We start from the raw sequence: 18,000 nt of genomic DNA, 5'->3' as shown, positions 1-18,000 counted from the left end.
GCCGGATTACCAGCGGTACGACAGGTTGATTCCAATGGTCCGCGGCTTGTTGTAGCGGACCGAGAGCGGGTAGCCCGCCTGGGTGAATTTGAGCACCTCGATCTGGCGATCGGTGAGGTTGCGCACGAAGACCGCGACCTGTGCCTTGCCGATGTTGAGGCCCGCGCGCGTGCCGAAAATATCGAAATCGGACATCGGAATGAGGGGGGTGGCCGCGGTGATGGTGTCCTGGCTGCCGCCGCGCTGGCCGGCATAGCTCAGGTTCACGAAGCCGACGACATTCCTGAAGATCGGCCGCCGGTAATCGAGCGACGCCGACATCGTCCAGTCGGGGATCTGCGCGACCGCCGAACCCTGGACCGGAAGACCAGTGACGCCCGCCGGCACCTTGGCGAAAGAGGCGCTCTGGGTGGCGGCGTTGAGGCCGACCGAGAACAGGCCGCCGGCCAGCGGGAAGCGCCCGTCCATTGCGGCTTCGAGGCCGCGGGCATGGATGGTGCCGCCGTTGATGTTGAAAATCTGTCCCGCGGTGAGGCACGCATTGGTCAGCGTGCAGCCATCGTTGATACTGGTGATCGCATCGCTGGTACGCGACAGATAGGCCGACAGGCGGAAGAAGATTTTCGGGATGATGCTGGTCTTGACGCCCGCTTCGTATCCGATCGTGTTCTCGTTGCCATAGGTGAAGACGAACGGATTGGGCGCATTGGCGTTGAAGGTACCGTTGTTGACGCCGCCGGCGCGATAGCCGGTTCCGACCTTGGCATAGAGCAGGGTCGAGGCGACGCCCGGCACCTTGTAGCTGGCGGTCAGGGTGAAGACCGGCTGGTTCGAGCTGAACGCATAAGTGGTCGGCAGCTTGGTGTAGGTGGTCGTGTACAGCGCGGTGATGCCCTGGGTCGCCGTCTTGTAATCGTGCGAGAACCGGCCTTCGCCGACGAGCGTCACATCGCCGATCGCATATTGCAGCGAGGCATAGCCGGCGAGCGAGTAGATGCGCTGCTTGGTGCGGCTGTCCGTCCCGAAGATCAGCGGGAAGGTCGCCGGGCAGTTCAGCGATGTCGGCAGCGGCTTGACGCAGACTGGCGCAGTGGGCGTGCCGGTACAGAAGCTGCCGGCCAGCGTGAACGCGCAGGGCGAGGAGCCGATCACCAGCGCATAGTCGTCATTCTGATAGAGCCCCTCGGCACCCGCGATCCAGGTCAGGCGCCCGCCGGCGGCGGTGCCCTGCAGATGAAGGTCCTGGTAGAGCGTGCGATCCTTCACATCGGTCCGAACCTGGCCGAAGGGATAGATGCCGATCTCGCCCTTGGTCCGCAGGCTGATCGCCGTCGCAAGGTCGATCGCGGCCGCATATTGCTGGCTGGAATGCCATTTGGTGGCCATGCTGGTCGATTCGAGCGTGATGCCGCCGCCAAGGTCGTAGCGGACCATGAGCATCGCCCGCTGGACCTTTTGCTGCAGCCCGTCGTCGCCCGTGTGGGGCAAGGTGAAGCGCGACTGGGTGAAGCCCAGCGGGATCGCGGGGTTCACGCCGCCGCCCGGCACGACCAGGCTGTTCACGAAGCTCGGCAGTTTAAGGTCCTGCGCATCCACCAGCAGGGTCGCGTCGATTGGGCCGCTGCGGAAGCGGATCTGCCCGCGCGCCGTCCACCCTCTGGTGCTGTCATAATATTTGTCGTGATTGGGGTCGTAGTAGAAGCCCTTGTCCTGCGTATAGCCTTCGGCGCCGATGCGAATGGCGACCTGGTCGCTCACGGCTTCGTTGACGACCACGGCAAGCCGGTTCTGGTTCTGCCCGAAGGTGAAGCCGTCCCGGATATAGCCGCTGTCCTGGAATTTGGGCTTGGCGAGCACGATGTTGACCACGCCGAATTCGGAGTTGCGCCCGTACAGCGCGCCCTGCGGTCCCTCAAGGACCTCCACCCGCTCCAGATCGAAATAATCGAGCGTCTTGAAGTTGCGGCCGCCCAGCGTGCTGCTGCCGGCATAGGCGCCGTTGACGAACAGGCCGACGCCCGAATCCGCGCCCGTGGCGCGTGCCGTTCCCGATCCACGCACTGAAATCTCGGCGAGATTCTCGCTCGCGACATCGTTGAAGCGGACCCCAGGTACCGTGCTCAGCAGATCGCCCGAACCGGCGACCGGCCCCTTGGAGTCGAGCTGGTCGGCGGTCACCGCCGAAATCGTGCCCGGCACGTTACGGATGCTCTCCTCGCGCCGGCGCGCGGTGACGACGACATCGCCATCCGATCTGGGAGCGGCGCTTTCGCTGGTCTGGTCAGCGGGGGCGGCCGTGACGCCCGGCGCGCCTGCAGGAGCGTCCTGTGACGTGCCGGCCGACGTCTGGGCAAGCGCCGGCGTGGCGACGACGAGCGCAAGGGTTGCGGTCGTGGCAAGAAAAGCTCGCATGCATCCTCCCATTGGCGCTCGTTCATTGCGGCGCTGTGGTTCAATCATCCGTCCATCGCACATCCATGTCAACAGATTGTACGACAATCTTAACGCAATGGTTCAACAAAACATCTTGCGGCTGAGCGGTGGCCGCAATAGGAATGATGGTGCAAGATCGGCGAGCATCCGACCGATGCGACGATCTTGAGAGAGGTACGGCGTTGACCAGCAAGGCAAAACCATCAAGCTTGGACCCGGACGGCGACGCGGCGATCGAGAGTCGGGGTGATGCCTCACCGCAGCCGGCGCCGACTGCCGACGATGTGGCAAGCGCGCTGCGCCTGAAAATCCAGAGGAGCGAGCTTGCCCCTGGCGAGTGGCTTCGCGAGGCCCGGCTGTGCAGCGAATTCGGCGTTGGGCGGTCGATCGTGCGCCGCGCGCTGAGAGCGCTTGGCGACGACGGTCTGGTCGAGCTGGAGGAAAATCGCGGTGCCCGTATTTCCGCGACCACGGTCGAGGAAGTGTTCGATCTCTACGAGCTGCGTGCCGCGCTTTACGGTCTGGCGGCTCGCTTCGCCTGCCGGCGGGCCTCGGACGCGACGATTCGGCGGATGCTGGTCAAGATCGATCAGATGCTGAGCGACGCGGCGAGCGGCGCGCCGGCTGATCAGATCATCGAACTGAGCGAGTCGATCTTCAGCGAGATGGCCGAATCGGCGAGCCTGGACGCCCAGAAGATGATCGAAGCGGTCCGCCGCAAGACGCGGTTCCATTTCTCCTATGTCGCGCTCGCCATCACGGCGAACACGCCCGGTCCCTATGGCCATTGGCGCCGCGTTCGCGCGGCGCTCGTCACGCGCGACGCGGACGGGGCAAGCCAGGCCGCACGCGACATTCTGTATTTCATGCAAGGCGAAGTCGCGCGGATCATGCTGGCGCGCGGCTCCAGCGTTCGGGAAGACGCGCCGCCTGCACCTGCTGCCAAGCCAGTCAAACGCCGCGCCGCCGCCAATCGGAGATAGACATGATCCTGCGTTCGTCCATCAAGGCAATGCTTGTCGCGGCGGCGCTGGCCACCACGGCCGCCGCGCCGCCGGTTCCGGCCGGCCAGGCCGAAAAGACGTCCTCGCCGGCAATGACGAACCTGCTGGACTATCTGCGCAACCAGAACAGCACGGGATTTCTCATCATCCAGGACGGGAAGGTCCTGGTCGAAAAGACCTGGCCGGCCCCGACCGGTGACCCCTTGTTCGCCAGCTTCGTCTATGAGCGGAACAAGCAGGGCGAACTGCTCGAGGATGTCGCCTCGCAACAGAAGAGCTTCGTTTCCGTCCTCGTCGCGGTGGCGATCGACAAGGGGCTGATCGACGTGGAGAAGCCGGTCTCGGCCTATATCGGCACGGGCTGGTCCAAGGCTTCGGCCGAGCAGGAGGCCCAAATCCGCGTCATCGACGTTCTGACGATGAGCTCGGGCCTCAACGACAAGTTCGGCTATCAGGCGCCGCCGGGAACGACCTTCTATTACAACACCCCGGTCTATGCGATCACCAAGCGCATCGTCACCGCGGCAGCGAAACAGTCGCTGGAGGTCATCACCCGTGATTGGCTGACCGCGCCTTTGGGCATGAACGACACGGCGTGGCGCAAGCGGCCGCTCGCATTGGCCTCGGTCGGCAACGATACCGGCCTGGTGACGTCGCCGCGCGATACCGCTCGGTTCGGGCTGATGATCCTGAACGGCGGCGTCGCGAAGGACGGCAAGCGCCTCGTTTCGGAAAGCAGTTTCAAGGCGATGTTCACGCCATCGCCGACCAACCCCGCTTATGGTCGGCTGTGGTGGCTGAACAGAGGCGCGTACAGCACGCGTGCGCTGGGTGGCCGCAAGGAGGGCCCACTGGTCCCCGCCGCGCCGACTGACATGGTGGCCGCGCTCGGGGCGTTCGAGCGTCGCCTCTATGTCGTCCCGAGCATGAAGCTCGTCGTGGTGCGCATGGGCGCGGCCGCGGGCGACAAGGATTTCGACCAGCAACTCTGGCTGCGGCTGACAAAGGTCATCGGTTGACGCGCCGGTCCGCCGCAGGCGCGCGGTTGCGCGTCTGCCGACCATAACAAAGAGGAGGCCATAAATGGCGATTGCGCATCGCATCGCGGCGCTGAGCGCAGCGATGCTCTGCGGGGCCCTGTCCCCGGATTCCGGCGCGGCACCGATCGTCCGCGCACCCGCGGGCGCGGTTCGCGGAACCGAGGCTGACGGGCAGCGGGTGTTCAGGGGCGTGCCCTATGCGATGCCGCCCGTCGGGGAACGGCGCTGGAAGCCGCCCGAGCCCTTTCCCGCCTGGCCCGGCGTGCGCGACGCGACCAGCTTTGGCGCCGCCTGCCAGCAACCATCGGCGCCCGCGGGCAGCATCTATGCCGAAACCTATCCGGCGATGGGCGAGGACTGCCTGACACTCAACATCTGGGCGCCGACCGGGGCGAAGAACGCGCCGGTGTTCCTGTGGATTCACGGCGGTAATTTGATCCGCGGATCGTCCCGGCAGGCGATGTTCGATGGCGCCGGTTTCGCGAAACGCGGCATCATCATGGTGTCGATCAACTATCGCCTCGGTGTGTTCGGCTATCTCGCGCATCCCGAATTGAGCGCCGAATCGCCGGATGGAGCGTCGGGCAATTATGGCCTGCTCGACCAGGTCGCCGCGCTGCGCTGGGTGAACCGCAACATCGCCGCGTTCGGTGGCGATGCGGGCAATATCACGATTGCCGGGGAGTCGGCGGGCGGGCTTGCCATCCTGCATCTGCTCGCGTCACCGCTGGCGCGAGGGCTGTTTGCCAAGGCCGTGGTCCAGAGCGCGTCGCTCATGAACATCCCCGAGCTGAAGCACGGGCGCTTCGGTGTGCCATCGGCCGAGGCCCTGGGCGAGCATTTCGCCGCCGCCGCCGGCGCGAAGAGCATCGCCGATCTGCGCGCGATCGATTCCGCCGAGCTGGCCGAGCTGGCGCGAAAAGCGGGCTTCGCCTCGACGGCGGTGGTCGATGGGCATTCGCTGACCCGCCAGTTGATCGAGACGTTCGAGCGCGGCGAGCAGGCGCATGTGCCGCTGATGACCGGTTTCACCGCCGGCGAGATCGGGACGATGCGCGCGATATTGCCGGGCCTGCCCGACCCTGCGCACTATGACGCCGCGCAGTATGAGGCCGCCATCCGCCGCAATTATGGCGACCTGGCAGAGACCTTCCTGCTCCATTATCCGGCGAAGAACGTCGCGGCGACCATGCTGGCCGCGGCGCGCGACGGGTTTTTCGGATGGACGTCGCAGCGCCTGGTGCGCGATCAGGCGGCGATCGGCATGCCCGCCTATCTCTATTATTTCGACCATGGCTATCCCGCGGCCGACGATGCCGGCATTCGCGCCTTCCACGCCTCCGAAGTGCCCTATATGTTCGGCACGATCGATCGTGTCACGCCGCTATGGCCGGCGATTCCCGACACGGCCGCCGAGCGCGCCCTGTCCGATGCGATGGTCGATTACTGGGCGTCCTTCGCGCGATCCGGCGCCCCGGCCGCGCGCAACCAGCCCGCCTGGCCATCCCATGGTGAACGATCCGCCTATATGATTTTTGCCGGCACGCCGCAGGTCGCGACGGATCTCATGGCCGGCCAGTTCCGGCTGCACGACCAGGTCGTGTGCCGCCGACGGGCGGCGGGAAACATCCCCTGGAACTGGAATGTCGGCGTGGCGGCACCGGTTCTGCCGGCCGCATCGGAGAGGTGCAGATGATCGATGGTGCGATGCAGGATTTCCCGCTGACGCTGGACCGGATCCTCGACCATGCGGCGAAGTGGCACCCCGATGCCGAGGTGGCGACCGCTCGCGAGGACGGCACGATCGAGCGGATCGGCTATGCCGGGCTGAAGGCGCGCGCGCTGAAGGTCTCGCGCGTCCTTGGCGATCTCGGCGTTGAAGTCGGCCAGCGGGTGGCGACGCTCGCGTGGAACAGCCAGGCGCATGTCGAGGTGTGGTACGCGATCATGGGCATGGGTGCGGTCTGCCACACGCTCAACCCACGGCTGACAGCCGCCCAGCTGTCCGCGATGCTCGTACAGTCCGAGGCGCGGATAGTGATCGCGAGCGCCGACCTGCTGGGGCTCGCGCTCCAGGTGGCGGAAGGCGCGCCGGGAATCGAGCGCGTGCTGATCATCGATGGCGATGCGGCGCCGACCGACAACGATATCGTGGCTGCGCTCGCTCCCCTGATCGAGCTGGCGGACGAGACGGTGCGCTGGGGTGATTTCGACGAAACCGCGCCGAGCGGCCTGTGCTTCACGTCGGGATCGACCGGCGCGCCCAAGGGCGTCACCTACACGCATCGCTCCAGCTTTCTGCACACGCTGCGCCTGTTGCAGGCGGACGTGCTCGGCATCAGCAGGGCGGAGACGGTGCTGCCGGTGGTGCCGATGTTCCATGCCAATGCATGGGGCCTGCCGTTCGCCGTGCCGGCAGCGGGCGCGAAACTCGTGCTGCCCGGCCGCCGGACCGATGGCGCCAGCCTGGCCCGACTGATCGAGGCCGAGGGCGTTACCGTCGCCGTGGGCGTGCCGACCGTATGGCTGGGGCTTTGCGAGCATCTCGGCGCGACCGGTGCCCGGTTGCCGTCCCTCCGGCGCATCATCGTCGGCGGCGCGCCGATGCCGCCCGCGCTGATGACCCGGATCGAGGAACAGCTTGGCGTGGTGGTCCAGACGAGCTGGGGCATGACCGAGCTGTCCCCGGTCGGCACCTTCGCGGTGCTCAGCGACCCGGAACGCAGCGCGGCGATTTCGGGCCGGCCGGCGCTCGGCGTCGATCTCATGCTCGCTGACGAGAAGGGCAATCCGCTGCGGCAGCAACGCGATCAGGAAGGCCGGCTCCATGTTCGCGGCGCCGCGGTGATCCAGTGCTATTTCGGGCAGAGCCAGCCGGCGACCGATGCCGGCGGGTGGTTCGATACCGGCGATCTGGCGAAGATCGACCGCAAGGGCAATCTGATAATCACCGGCCGCGCCAAGGATCTCATCAAGTCCGGCGGGGAATGGATCAACCCGGCAGAGATCGAAGCGGTCATCGGTGCGCTGCCGCAAGTCTCGCTGGCTGCCGTGATCGGTCGCAACGATCTCAAATGGGGTGAGCGCCCGGTCCTGCTGGTCGAGCTGCGCGAGGATCAGGAAATTTCCGACCAGGAACTGCTGGCGACGCTGCGCGGCCGGGTGGCGTCCTGGTGGATACCCGATGCCGTGGTGCGAATCCCCGTCATGCCGCTGGCCGCCACCGGCAAGGTGGACAAGATCCAGCTCCGCCTGGCGCATGGCGCTGACTGACCGGGGTGAGATGGTGCCCGCTTACGGGCTTACTCAGGCGGAGTGTGAACTGGAAAGTGCAGGGCGCACGCTGCCGCCGACGCAGCGATAGCGCCTCAGCCCAGAAGCGGAACGAGGCATTGGAGCGCCGCAGCGTAATAGTCGGTCGCAAGCGGTCTCGGTGCGACTTTGCCCAGAGCCCGGTCGACTACCGCCATGCCGCCGGGCGAGAGCGGATAGGGTGCCATATTACCCGTCGTCACGTCGATCCAGGCAGGGATCGGCGTGCCCTTTGCCAGGAGCCCGCGCCACCAATCAATGGTGGGCTTGACCAGGGCGCCGCGGCCGCTGGTTGCGGCGAAAAGCGGGACGCGGATGGCGTCGAACCCGAAACGCGGCGGTTTGTCGGCCGCTGGCGAGATCGTGCCGTCGTTGCCCACGTCGATCCAGTCGGCAGGGAGCCGGTTCGGGCCGAATTGCGCCGCGCGCAGCAACGCTTCCCCATCGGCAATCACCGGCCGCCAGACGCGTCCATCGCGCCGCGCGCAATCGTCCAAGGCCGACCAGATATAATAGCACGGATTGAGCATCGTACGGGTGCCGCTGGCGAACCCCTCCAGCCCCGGCAGCAGCAGATGCCGGTTTCCCCGGACGACCACCAGCTTCTGCAGGATCGCCGCGCGGATCGCCGCTGCCCGATCCTTGTAGCGCGCATCGTGCCATAGGTCGCCCGCCCGTGCCAGCGCCCAGGCGATCATCAGGTCGCCGTCGGTGGCGTTGTTGCGATCGGCCACCGGGGTCGCCGCGCCAGGATCGTAGCGCCAGGCGTACAGCGCCAGGTCGGGCCGTGCGAGATGGGCCTCGGTCCATTGCCAGACCTGGTCGAAGCCCGCCCGGTCGCCGGCCGCCACCGCCAGCATCATCGCGTAACTCTGGCCCTCGCTATGGCTGATGCCGCCATTGCCGGTGTCGATGACGCGACCGTCCACTGCGACGAAGGCTGCCTTGAAGCCCTCCCAGCCCGGCATCACAGACGCGGGCTGGGTTTGGGCGGGCGAGCAGCCGCTGATTCCGAAGCTTGCAATCGTACCGACCATGGAAAGACAAAAATAGCGGCGATCAACGCCCATGCTTCAACCTTATTTCGGCGTCGTTCCAGCGGATGGTCCGCGTGCGCAGCGTGGGACCGCCGCCCATTTGCCGCATCCAGCCGCTATAGATGCCTTCCAGCACGGGACGAAGCACGTCTTCCAGCCGACCGCCGACCAGCATCCCGAGCGCCGTGGGCAAGCCGGAATGCGTGATCAGGATTCCGTCCTCATCAAGCGCGAAACGCGTCGATCCGCAGCCATGCCGGCTCCAGAAATCGTTCACGCGGACAGTGAGCGCGGTCAGGTCGTCCACCCCTGTCAGCGGCGCGAGCGTGGCGATACGGACACCGGCGGCGCGAAGAAGGGCGTTACGCTGCGCGTCGCTCGCAGTTGCGCGTATTTCGGCCACCATGCCGGCGAGCAACAGCGCGCCGGCAGCCATTGCATCACCATCGGGTCCCGATCCGGGCGTGACCATCAACGCTCGCTTCCCAGCGTCTGTCGAATGCCGATCGATGACCGGTATTCATCATAAGTTCCGAAAGTATTCACGCCAAAAGAACCACCTATCTGAGTCGAAGGCGTTACCCGGTAATAGAGAGAGCCGTCCGCGGCAAAGGCAAATCCGGTTTTGCTCAGGCTGTCATAATATGAGCGAACATCGGTATTCTGTGCCTTGAGCGCGTCGAGCGTCGTCTGAGCCGCCGGATCGGTCGGATAGATCGACACGCGGTCCTGTTCGAAGCTCTGATAACCCGGCGTCACGCCGAGACGGCCCTCGATCCGAGGCGAATCATAGCTGTAGCGGATCGGCAGGCCCACGCTCAGGAAGCTTTGCGGGCTGAAATAGCCGCCATGCCCATAAGTGAAATAATTCTGGTTGTTGCGGAAGCTTTGCCAGTTGACGTTGAGGCCGCCGGTCAATTGCGACTGACCGCCCCGGATGATGGGAAGATAGCCGCCGACATTGGCCTGCAAACCGCGATTGTCGGCGACATTGAGTCCCTCGTAGCGATAAGCCGACAGATCACCATACAGTCCCGTGCCGGCCCGGTCCCAGGAAAGCGCAAGTCCGCCGCCGGTCCGCATCACTTCGCCCCAGCGCTGTCCGGTGACGGGATCGCGAGCGCCCGCATACGCGACGACGCTCTCGGTGACCGGCTCACGGCGGACCCAGCCGCGAGCGCTCGTATTTTGCGAGAGGCGCGGCTTGGCGGTAAGGCCGAAGGTAGCGCGCGTCGTCTCGAATCCGATCGGCGTCGTACCGATTTCGGCCTGGATCCAGGGGCTGTCATAGGAAGCGGCGACCGCGACGCCTGAGGCGTGCTGAGTGTCCGCCTGAATCAGCTTGGACGGCAGTTTCGCAACGATTCCCTCCGCCTCCGGAGTCGCATTGCGGCCAAAACGGGCCAGCGCCGATCCGCTCGGACGGCCCGCATCGATGACCTTGGCGGTCGCGCTGACCCCGATGCGGCCGCCGAGCAGATCCGTCGAGGCTTCCGCGGTGCCGGACAGTTCGCGCAACTCGCTGAGGCCGGTTTCTCCGGAGCGCTGACGATAGCCCGTGGTCACGTCGGCACGGGGGCCCGTATTGGTGGACAGCGCGGCGATGTCGGCCTGGAGCTTGGCCATGACCGGGTCTGCGGGCACGGTGCCCGAGATGGGGCGATAGACCGGAGGATAGGCCGGGCCCGCCCCGGGTATCGGCGTCACCTCCGCAGCCGTCCCGCGATCGGGCGCACCATAGCCTGGTGCGACCCTGAACGGCACGGGATCAGATCCCGACGGCACATAGGGGGCCGGCTCGGCGGCGGCGACGCGGCCGCCGCTCAGCGCGAAAGGATTTGCCACGACAGGGGCGGGCGGCGCGGATGCTTGTCGGAAGGGGTTGGAGTCGGCCATTCCCGCCGCGAAGGGATTGGTGCGATCGAGCATGCCGGCACTCTGGTTACGGGCGGCATAGCTGGCCTCGGCGTGGCGCATATATTTGATGGCGGCGCTGCGGTCGCCCCGCGCCTGCTCCATCTGCCCGGCCGCCAGATAGACCTCGTAGTCGCCCGGATAATATTGCAGCGCTCGGCCGATCGTTGCGACCGCAAGGCCGTGATCGCCATTCGCCCCCGCGGTCCCGATCAGTCCGATCAGCGCGCCCTTGTCACGTGGCCGGCCGGCGAGCACCATCCGGAAGGTCTGCGCTGCCTGCGACGGCATGTTGCCGGATTGATAGAGCCGCGCCAGCGCTGCGAGCACATCGATATTGCCCGGGGCGGCGCCCCAAGTCTGCTGCAGCAGATCGAAGGCTGAGGCATATTGCCCGGCCAGGCGCAACCGGTCCGCTTGAGCAGCGGCGCGGATGCCTTCCAGCCGCGCGACCGCGACAGCGCCGTCGGGCGTGCCCTGAGCGGAGAGGCGCGCGCGTTCGATTGCCGTCGCGGTTGCGTCGTCCTGGCCGGTCCGGGCCAGGATCCGGACAACCGGCTCGAAGCTGTCGGGCGACGATGGGCCAGCGGCCAGCGCCTGTTGCGCGACCTGTATCGCGGTAGCCGAATCGCCCAGATCGTCGAGCGCGCCACCGATCATCGCCAGCGACCCGGCGCTGAGCCCCGGCGTCGCGGCAAGTTGACGCAGGCCGGACGTGGCCGACAGGGCCTGGCCCTGGGCAGCGAGCGCCCGTGCGCGCTTGATCGCCGCTTCGACCTTGAGCTGCGCCGCGAAGCGTTGCATCGCTGGAGTCAGGCGGCTGGGGGGAATCTGATCCAGTAATTGCTGCGCCGCCGCATTGCGGTCGAGCTGCCCGTCCAGTAGCGCCGCGGCGTAGAGCGCGTCAGGCGTTCCGATCGACTGGAGCGACCGGATCAGCGATTCGGCCTCCGGCGCGCGACCCCGGCCGATCAGGTGGCGCGCATATTCCAGCCGGATCCAGGGGTCGGACTGGTCGGCCAGCAGGCCGCGCTGGAATTGCTGTTCCGCCTCCTGGAAATTGCCCTGCGCCGCGGCCTGCAACGCCGCATTGCGGATGACTCGGCTGGCCAATTGAGCATCGCCACCGCCATTGGCACCAGCCTGGCGTGCAAGGTCCGCGGCGTCGGCATAGCGCCCCTGCCGCTCATAGATGTCGGCGAGCAGGGCCAGTGCCGGGCGGCGATCCTTCACCGTCTCGCGCGAGAGCGCCTCGGCATCCGCCTGCGCGCCAGACAGGTCGCCGGCATCAAATTTGGCGCGCGCTGTCGCCAGCCGGCTGAAGAAGCGCGCCGACGCCAGGGCCTCTGCCCATTTGCCTGCGTTGCCACGCACGGATGCTCGTTCCAGTAACTCGACCGCATCGCTGAATCGCGATTGGCGCAGCCGGACGATGCCGAGCCCGCCCGATGAATCGGCATCGGCCCGGTTGCGGGCAAGGGCAGCCTCGAAATTGCGGCCGGCCGCCGCCACGTCGCCGCTGTCGAGCGCGCGAAATCCCGCGGCGCGCGCGTCGCCGCCACGATCGATGGGCGTGGTGACCGCCTTCGGTGCGGACGGGCCCGGTCGGATGGCAGGCGCGGGACGGGGCGCCTGTGGCGCTGCCTTGACCTGTACCTCAGCCTTGATCGGTGCCGCCGCGTTTGGTGCTGGAGAAGACGCGGAGACTCCGCGCCGCGCTTCCGCATTGGACGGGTCGAGCGCCAGCGCGCGCCGATAGGCCTGCCTGGCCAGGTCTGCGCGCCCGTGCGCTTGCCAGTAGCGGCCCTGCTCGAGCAACGCCGGGACTCCTGGCGCCTGGGCCAGCGCCGGGGTGGCGACGGTGGTCAGGAGCAGCGTCGCAATAGTGCTGATTCGCATCATGCCGCTTCTCCCTTCAATCGCCGGCGTTGTTGCCGCGCGAAAAACAGATAGAGCGGTCCGCCCAACAGCAGCGCGGCAACGATGCCCCCAAGCGCCATCAGCAGAGGCCGCTGGCTGAACCACCAGGCGACCCGCATCCAGCCGGGCAGTGAGCCGGCCCAATAGCTGGGCCCGACGGCAAAGCTCCGCATCCCGTCGCCGCTCGTGACCGCCAGGTCGCCCTGCACCTGGGCATTGATCCGTCGGTCGGTGAGACCCTGGACAAGCAACGGCAGCTCCCGCGGGTCATTTCCGATCACGGCGACCACCGTGCGGGCGGAGTCGTAGGGCGATCGGAAGCTGACCAGCCCGCTAAAGGCGTCGGTCGCCTGTAGAAACGTGTCGGCGCCATCCGGATCGGCGATGCTCGAAGAGAGCAGCCCAAAGATCCGGTTCAGCGGCCCTCGCTCCATCACGCGGAGGCGTGTGCCGTCGGCGCGGACTGGAGCGTTCGCAAAAAGCGCCGGGGCCGACCGCGTGACTTCGAAGCCGCCGATCACCAGCACATCCCGCCCGGCCATCGTGGCATCGCTTACGGATTGCGTTACCATCACGGCGGTGGGGGGGGTGCCGGTCGAATCGCCGAACCGCCCCATCAGCAGCAGATAGGTCTCGACCACGCTCGGCGAGGGCGCTCCGCCCATCAGCACCGTCGTTTCCGCCAGATTGGGGCTTACGGTGAACGGATACCCTGCATTGGCGAATGTCGCGAGATTGGGCATGACCTGGGCGTGATAGGCGTGCGTCAGATCGATGCTGCTGTCCGGATCGATTGCGACGCGGACATTGTCAGGGATCGTCCCCTCGCACCGCTTCTTGTTCGCGATGATCAAATTATAGTCGAACGTCAGGTCATTCTGGCCGAACAGATTGTAGCTGGGAAGTTCGACCGTGGCTTTGGCAATACGCGTTCCCGCCCCTTCGGTCTGGCCAAACAGCGGTAGCCACCAGTTGTCGCTGGTCAGCGGCAGGGTCCGCAGGAAAAGATCATTGAGCGAGACGTCAAGCCGCGACGCACGCTGATCGAGCCAGACAGCGGTCGGATAGCGGTAGTGCAGCTCGAGCTGAGCGCCGCCCCGCGGCCAGAAGAAGAGATCGGGTGGTGCGCGGAAGCCGGTGATCAATGGCCCGGGCGGCAAGCCCTGTCCCTGCAACCGGGCGGGAGCGATCAGTTCGCCAAGCTGCACCGGACGATCGGTCCTCAGCCAGCGCCGAGCCGCGTAGCGGGCATAGGTCGGAATGCGCACGCCATCGAATGTCGCGAGAGTGCCACCCGTCGCACCGCGCCCGATGGCCAATGCCGCCGCCGCCAGCTTCAGTTCGCGATCGTCGCGGCCCATGATCAGCAGCAGATTGCCATAGGAATCCGACGGATTGCGCATGATGAATGCCGATGGGCCGCCAATCGTCGGCACGAAATTGCCGATCCGCATGCCGGGCCGCACGAAGACGATCGCGTTGCCCCGCGGCAGAGCCCCGTAGACGGGCTTGAAGGCAAAGCCGCGATAGCTGGCAAGGCTGCCGAACCAACCTGCGATGCTGGCCGCCGCTTCCAATTCTCCGTTGCGCGGCGCAGAGGCGAACACGAATGGCAGGGTGAGCGGAAGATTGTCGCCCCGGTCGAAAAACGGCGACGGCAGCCGCGCCAGATCGGGCGCCAGCGGCAATGTCTGGATCGTCAGGTCGAGTCCGGACCGCACATTGCTGATATTCGCCCATAAGGAGCTATGGAACGAATCCTCGCAATCGCGGGCATAATGGCCGACGAGCCGCAGGTTGAGTTGATTGTCGCCCGGAAGGAACAGCGCCGGGTTGATCGGGATCGCGATACGCTGACCAGCCGCGCCATCGGGAGTCAGGGCGACGGTACGCACGGCTTCGCCGTTGACGATCACCACTAATTGGCTGAGATCGGCGAGCAATGCGGGCGACCACGCCATCGTCAGAGTCAGGGTGGCACCCGTCACGACCTCGTTGGCGCGCATGCCGAAGGGAATGCTGATCTCGCCGCGCGTGCCGGCAAGCCGGATGGCGGATCGCACCTGCAGGTCCCGAAAAGTCAATTGCTGTCTGCGTATGCCGGCCGCAGGCGCGGCAGTTGCTGTGGTGCTCCTTGCCGGGTTTTGCGCGGGCTGTGCCCGGATTCCCGCCGGGTACGCCATGACCAGCATGGCCGCGCTAACGGTAGCGGTTGCGATGGCACCGGGCACCCGCAGCCGCCTTTCCTTACGCCGTTCCGCCCGATTCAGCCTCAGCAGCCGCTTGAGCGTGACCAGATCGACCTTCACGACGTCGCGCAGCGACCGCAGGACGGAAACCGACGGACGTGGCTCGGCGCTCTCCCACGCGTCTGCCCGACCCATGATCGAGCGGACAAGCTGGCGTCGTTGGAGCATGTCGAGTTCCTTGAATCGCATCTTGGCGGTGCTGCCGGTTGTTCGCAGCAAATCGACCGGCAACGTCAGCATCTCGTCGCCCAGCGGCAGGGCGATGTGCGTGATGGACCGATCCAGCAACGAAACGTCGGACGGCGCTGTCACAGAGAGGCCGCCCATCGAGACATCGTTGGTTGTGGCGTCCAACACATGCCCATCGGCGAAATAAAGCGTGGCAACAAGCCGCACGGGAATGCGGATATGCTCGCGCGTCTGGCGCGTTTCCCGCCCGACCGAGACCGCGGCGAGCAGGATGACCAGGCTGAAGCTCGCCCATAGTGTGTTCAGCACCAGCGTATCGGCCTGAATGTTGAAATATTGCGGGAAAAACAGTAATTTACAGAATCCGAACGCAATGCCGAAGACGATCAGCGCGATACAGAAGAGATGTGGCCGCACGGTCGATCGGTCGAAATAGGTCTTGTCGAGCAACGCACCCTTGTCGGTCACGTTGAACTTGCCGCCATGCGGGCGAAAGAAGGTCTGGAAGGTCGGCCGCACCAGATGAAAGGCAAGGATGGTTTCATAGATCTCGCCCCAGAAGGGGCGCCGGTCGCCGCCCTGGAGAATGCCGCTCGACACCTGCGAACAATAGAGATGGGCGGCGGCATAAGCGAAGATCAACGACGCCGAGGCGTGCATGATATTCTGCCCCAGGATGAGATAGGCCAGGGGGCTGGTCAGGAAGACGATCCGTGGCAGCGGAAACTGGAAGTGCAGCAACGCGTTCAGATAGCAAAGCCGCTGCTGCCAGCTGAGGCCCGGGCCGGTCAACGGGTTGTCGATGCGCATGATTTGAGTCATGCCGCGCGCCCAACGGACCCGTTGGCGGATATGGAGGACGAGCCGCTCGGTCGCGAGGCCCGCCGACAGGCGTAGCCCGAGATAGGCGGTGCCCCAGCCCCGACGCTGGAGCTTGAGCGCAGTATGGGCGTCCTCCGTGACCGTTTCGAACGCAAAGCCACCGATATCTTCGAGCGCCGCGCGTCGAAGGACCGCGTTGGAACCACAGAAAAAGGCGGCGTTCCAAAGGTCGTTGCCCTTCTGCACCGCACCGTAGAACAGATCGCCTTCACCCGGCAGCTCGCGCACCGTGCCGAGGTTCCGCTGGACCGGATCGGGCGAGTAGAAATGGTGCGGTGTCTGCACCAGCGAAAGTTCCGGGTCGCGCTGGAACCAGCCAATCGTCATCTGGAGGAAGGCGCGCGTGGGCACATGGTCACAATCGAAGATGGCGACCAGCGCGCCATCGGTCCGCGCCAGCGCGGCGTTCAGGTTTCCTGCCTTGGCGTGACGGTTGTCGGACCGGGTTATGTAGCCGCAGCCAACGGAATGCGCGAACGCGCGAAACGCGGGGCGTCGTCCGTCGTCGAGCAGATAGACTCGCATCTTGTCGGCCGGATAATCGAGATCGAGCGCCGCGAGCACGGTCGTGCGGACGATGTCGAGACTTTCATTCAAGGTGGGAATGAAGACATCGACGGTTGGCCACGCGTCCGGTTCTCCCCGCAGTTCGACCGCGTCGCGCTCCAGTGGCCAGGCCGTCTGCAGGAACCCCAGCGCCAGGATCACCCAGGCATAGAGTTCCGCGAGATACAGGCCGATGCCGAACACAGCGCTTACCGGACTGTCGAAATCAAGCGTCGCGGTGGTGCGCCAGAACATGTAACGGCTCGATGCGACGACGGTGAGGATGGCGAGCGAGAGCATTGCCCGCTTCGAGCGCGCCCGCCGCAGCAAAAATGTCGCCGCGATGGTGACCAGCGCGAAGATCCATTGGGAATTCAAATCGAGCGGGACGGTCACGACGATCAACGTCATGGCCAGCGCGGCGGCTAGCATCGACCATTGCAACACCCGTGCGGCAAAGGTCACTCCACCGACTCCGCGGGGATCAGCTCGCAGCGCCGTTCGACCGCTGCCGCCATGGCGCGCAGATCGGGCAGAACCACGCTGTGCGGCGCGTACCGGACGATCGACTGGAATGATGCGAGCGCCTCGTTGACCGCCTCGTCACGACGCACCGTCGCGATCAGCCTGGCGCCAAACAACTCGCTCAGGAAAACCTTGCTGTGTCGCGACAGCCGGCGGGTATCGTCGATCTGGTTGAGCACGAAGGCCGTCCCGCTCAGCTCGATGGTCGGCGTGCCGGGCTCGACCTTCGCCAGCGCGGCCAACGAGGCCGGCCGCGGCATCAACGTGCACAGATGGAGCGCCGCAAAAGGCAGCAGGCGATGCTTCAGCTCGATGTCCGCCGACGCTACATCGGCGATCACCACCCGGCCAGGGCCAAACAGCGCGCCGTGCCCGTCGCGAATCACATCGGCAAAGGCTGGCGCGCGCGACGCAGTGTAACCGGACAGCAGCGTCACGCCCTCGACAACCACCTTGTCCTCGTGCGGGTCGTCGATGCGTGGCAACTGGTCGACCGGCTTCAGCCCGAAACACAGCTTGAGCGCATCCGCGTAAGTGAAGTCGATCGCCGTGACGTCATGGCCCCGCTCCGCCAGCCCGAGCGCGAGATGGGCGGTGAGAAAGGTCGTGCCGACGCCGCCAGTGGGCGAGTGGCACAGGATCAGCGTCACGGTCGCGGGTTCGACAGCGTCTGGAGGAAAGCGCGCAGACCCTCCTCCGCCTGTCGGACATCGCCACTGCGCGCGGCAACCGGATTATCATAGCCAGCGAAGAAGCCGACCGGGTCGTCGCGGACCGGGGTGTCGATCGCCCGGCGCCGCTTGCCCGTCACGCGCTCGTCGACGAGCAGCGCCTCGAACAGCGGCCAGGGTTCCAGGTCGGCAATGGCATCGGCAAACTGGCGATAGCGGAAGTCAGGCCGCTCTAGCTTGTCGAGAAGCGAAGTCACGTCTGCGCGCATAATCATCCC

Annotated in this window: 11 protein-coding genes; 4 read left to right on the top strand and 7 right to left on the bottom strand. The window is 66.0% G+C overall.

From position 1 onward, the window contains the following. Positions 1 to 6: 6 nt before the first annotated feature. The gene (locus ACZ1I5_RS14010) at positions 7 to 2,412 is read right to left on the bottom strand and encodes a TonB-dependent receptor (RefSeq protein WP_465169858.1); all 2,406 of its coding nucleotides are present in this window, start codon (positions 2,410 to 2,412) and stop codon (positions 7 to 9) included. A gap of 230 nt (positions 2,413 to 2,642) precedes the next feature. Here ACZ1I5_RS14010 and ACZ1I5_RS14005 point away from each other — a divergent pair, with 230 nt between their 5' ends. The 4 genes from ACZ1I5_RS14005 (at position 2,643) to ACZ1I5_RS13990 (ending at position 7,750) form a co-directional block, all read left to right on the top strand. Then, on the top strand, positions 2,643 to 3,416 hold the full coding sequence (locus ACZ1I5_RS14005; protein ID WP_465169857.1) for a GntR family transcriptional regulator: 774 nt from the start codon (positions 2,643 to 2,645) through the stop codon (positions 3,414 to 3,416). Positions 3,417 to 3,418: 2 nt separating this feature from the next. Further along, positions 3,419 to 4,456: a serine hydrolase domain-containing protein gene (locus ACZ1I5_RS14000; protein ID WP_465169856.1), complete on the top strand. Its 1,038-nt coding sequence runs from the start codon at positions 3,419 to 3,421 to the stop codon at positions 4,454 to 4,456. Positions 4,457 to 4,520: 64 nt separating this feature from the next. Next, complete coding sequence (locus ACZ1I5_RS13995; protein ID WP_465169855.1) at positions 4,521 to 6,173, top strand: carboxylesterase/lipase family protein; 1,653 nt, start codon at positions 4,521 to 4,523, stop codon at positions 6,171 to 6,173. Next, a complete protein-coding gene (locus ACZ1I5_RS13990) occupies positions 6,170 to 7,750 on the top strand; it encodes an AMP-binding protein (RefSeq protein WP_465169854.1) in 1,581 nt (526 codons plus the stop codon). Before ACZ1I5_RS13995 ends, ACZ1I5_RS13990 begins: the two co-directional genes overlap by 4 nt. Before the next feature lie 95 nt (positions 7,751 to 7,845). On the opposite strand, the gene ACZ1I5_RS13985 is transcribed toward ACZ1I5_RS13990, so the two are convergent. The 6 genes from ACZ1I5_RS13985 to ACZ1I5_RS13960 are packed head-to-tail and all read right to left on the bottom strand — an operon-like array spanning position 7,846 to position 17,979. Beyond that, the gene (locus ACZ1I5_RS13985) at positions 7,846 to 8,826 is read right to left on the bottom strand and encodes a glycosyl hydrolase family 8 (protein WP_465169853.1); all 981 of its coding nucleotides are present in this window, start codon (positions 8,824 to 8,826) and stop codon (positions 7,846 to 7,848) included. A gap of 22 nt (positions 8,827 to 8,848) precedes the next feature. Then, positions 8,849 to 9,262 carry a cellulose biosynthesis protein BcsD gene (bcsD, locus tag ACZ1I5_RS13980; protein WP_465169852.1) on the bottom strand — a complete coding sequence of 138 codons (414 nt, stop codon included), beginning with the start codon at positions 9,260 to 9,262 and terminating at the stop codon, positions 8,849 to 8,851. A 35-nt stretch (positions 9,263 to 9,297) separates the two neighbouring features. Further along, a complete protein-coding gene (locus ACZ1I5_RS13975; RefSeq protein WP_465169851.1) occupies positions 9,298 to 12,642 on the bottom strand; it encodes a cellulose biosynthesis protein BcsC in 3,345 nt (1,114 codons plus the stop codon). Further along, complete coding sequence (bcsA, locus tag ACZ1I5_RS13970; RefSeq protein ID WP_465169850.1) at positions 12,639 to 16,991, bottom strand: UDP-forming cellulose synthase catalytic subunit; 4,353 nt, start codon at positions 16,989 to 16,991, stop codon at positions 12,639 to 12,641. Before bcsA ends, ACZ1I5_RS13975 begins: the two co-directional genes overlap by 4 nt. Beyond that, positions 16,988 to 17,701, bottom strand: a complete 714-nt coding sequence (locus tag ACZ1I5_RS13965; protein ID WP_465169849.1) for a cellulose synthase operon protein YhjQ/BcsQ — start codon at positions 17,699 to 17,701, stop codon at positions 16,988 to 16,990. The genes bcsA and ACZ1I5_RS13965 overlap by 4 nt, the downstream gene beginning before the upstream one ends. Continuing rightward, positions 17,698 to 17,979: a hypothetical protein gene (locus ACZ1I5_RS13960; RefSeq protein WP_465169848.1), complete on the bottom strand. Its 282-nt coding sequence runs from the start codon at positions 17,977 to 17,979 to the stop codon at positions 17,698 to 17,700. The genes ACZ1I5_RS13965 and ACZ1I5_RS13960 overlap by 4 nt, the downstream gene beginning before the upstream one ends. Positions 17,980 to 18,000 lie beyond the last annotated feature (21 nt).

The organism is Sphingomonas sp. BL-S-30, from assembly GCF_055521475.1.
Note: the sequence above shows the minus strand (reverse complement) of the source record. Positions and strands in the feature narration are given on the sequence as shown.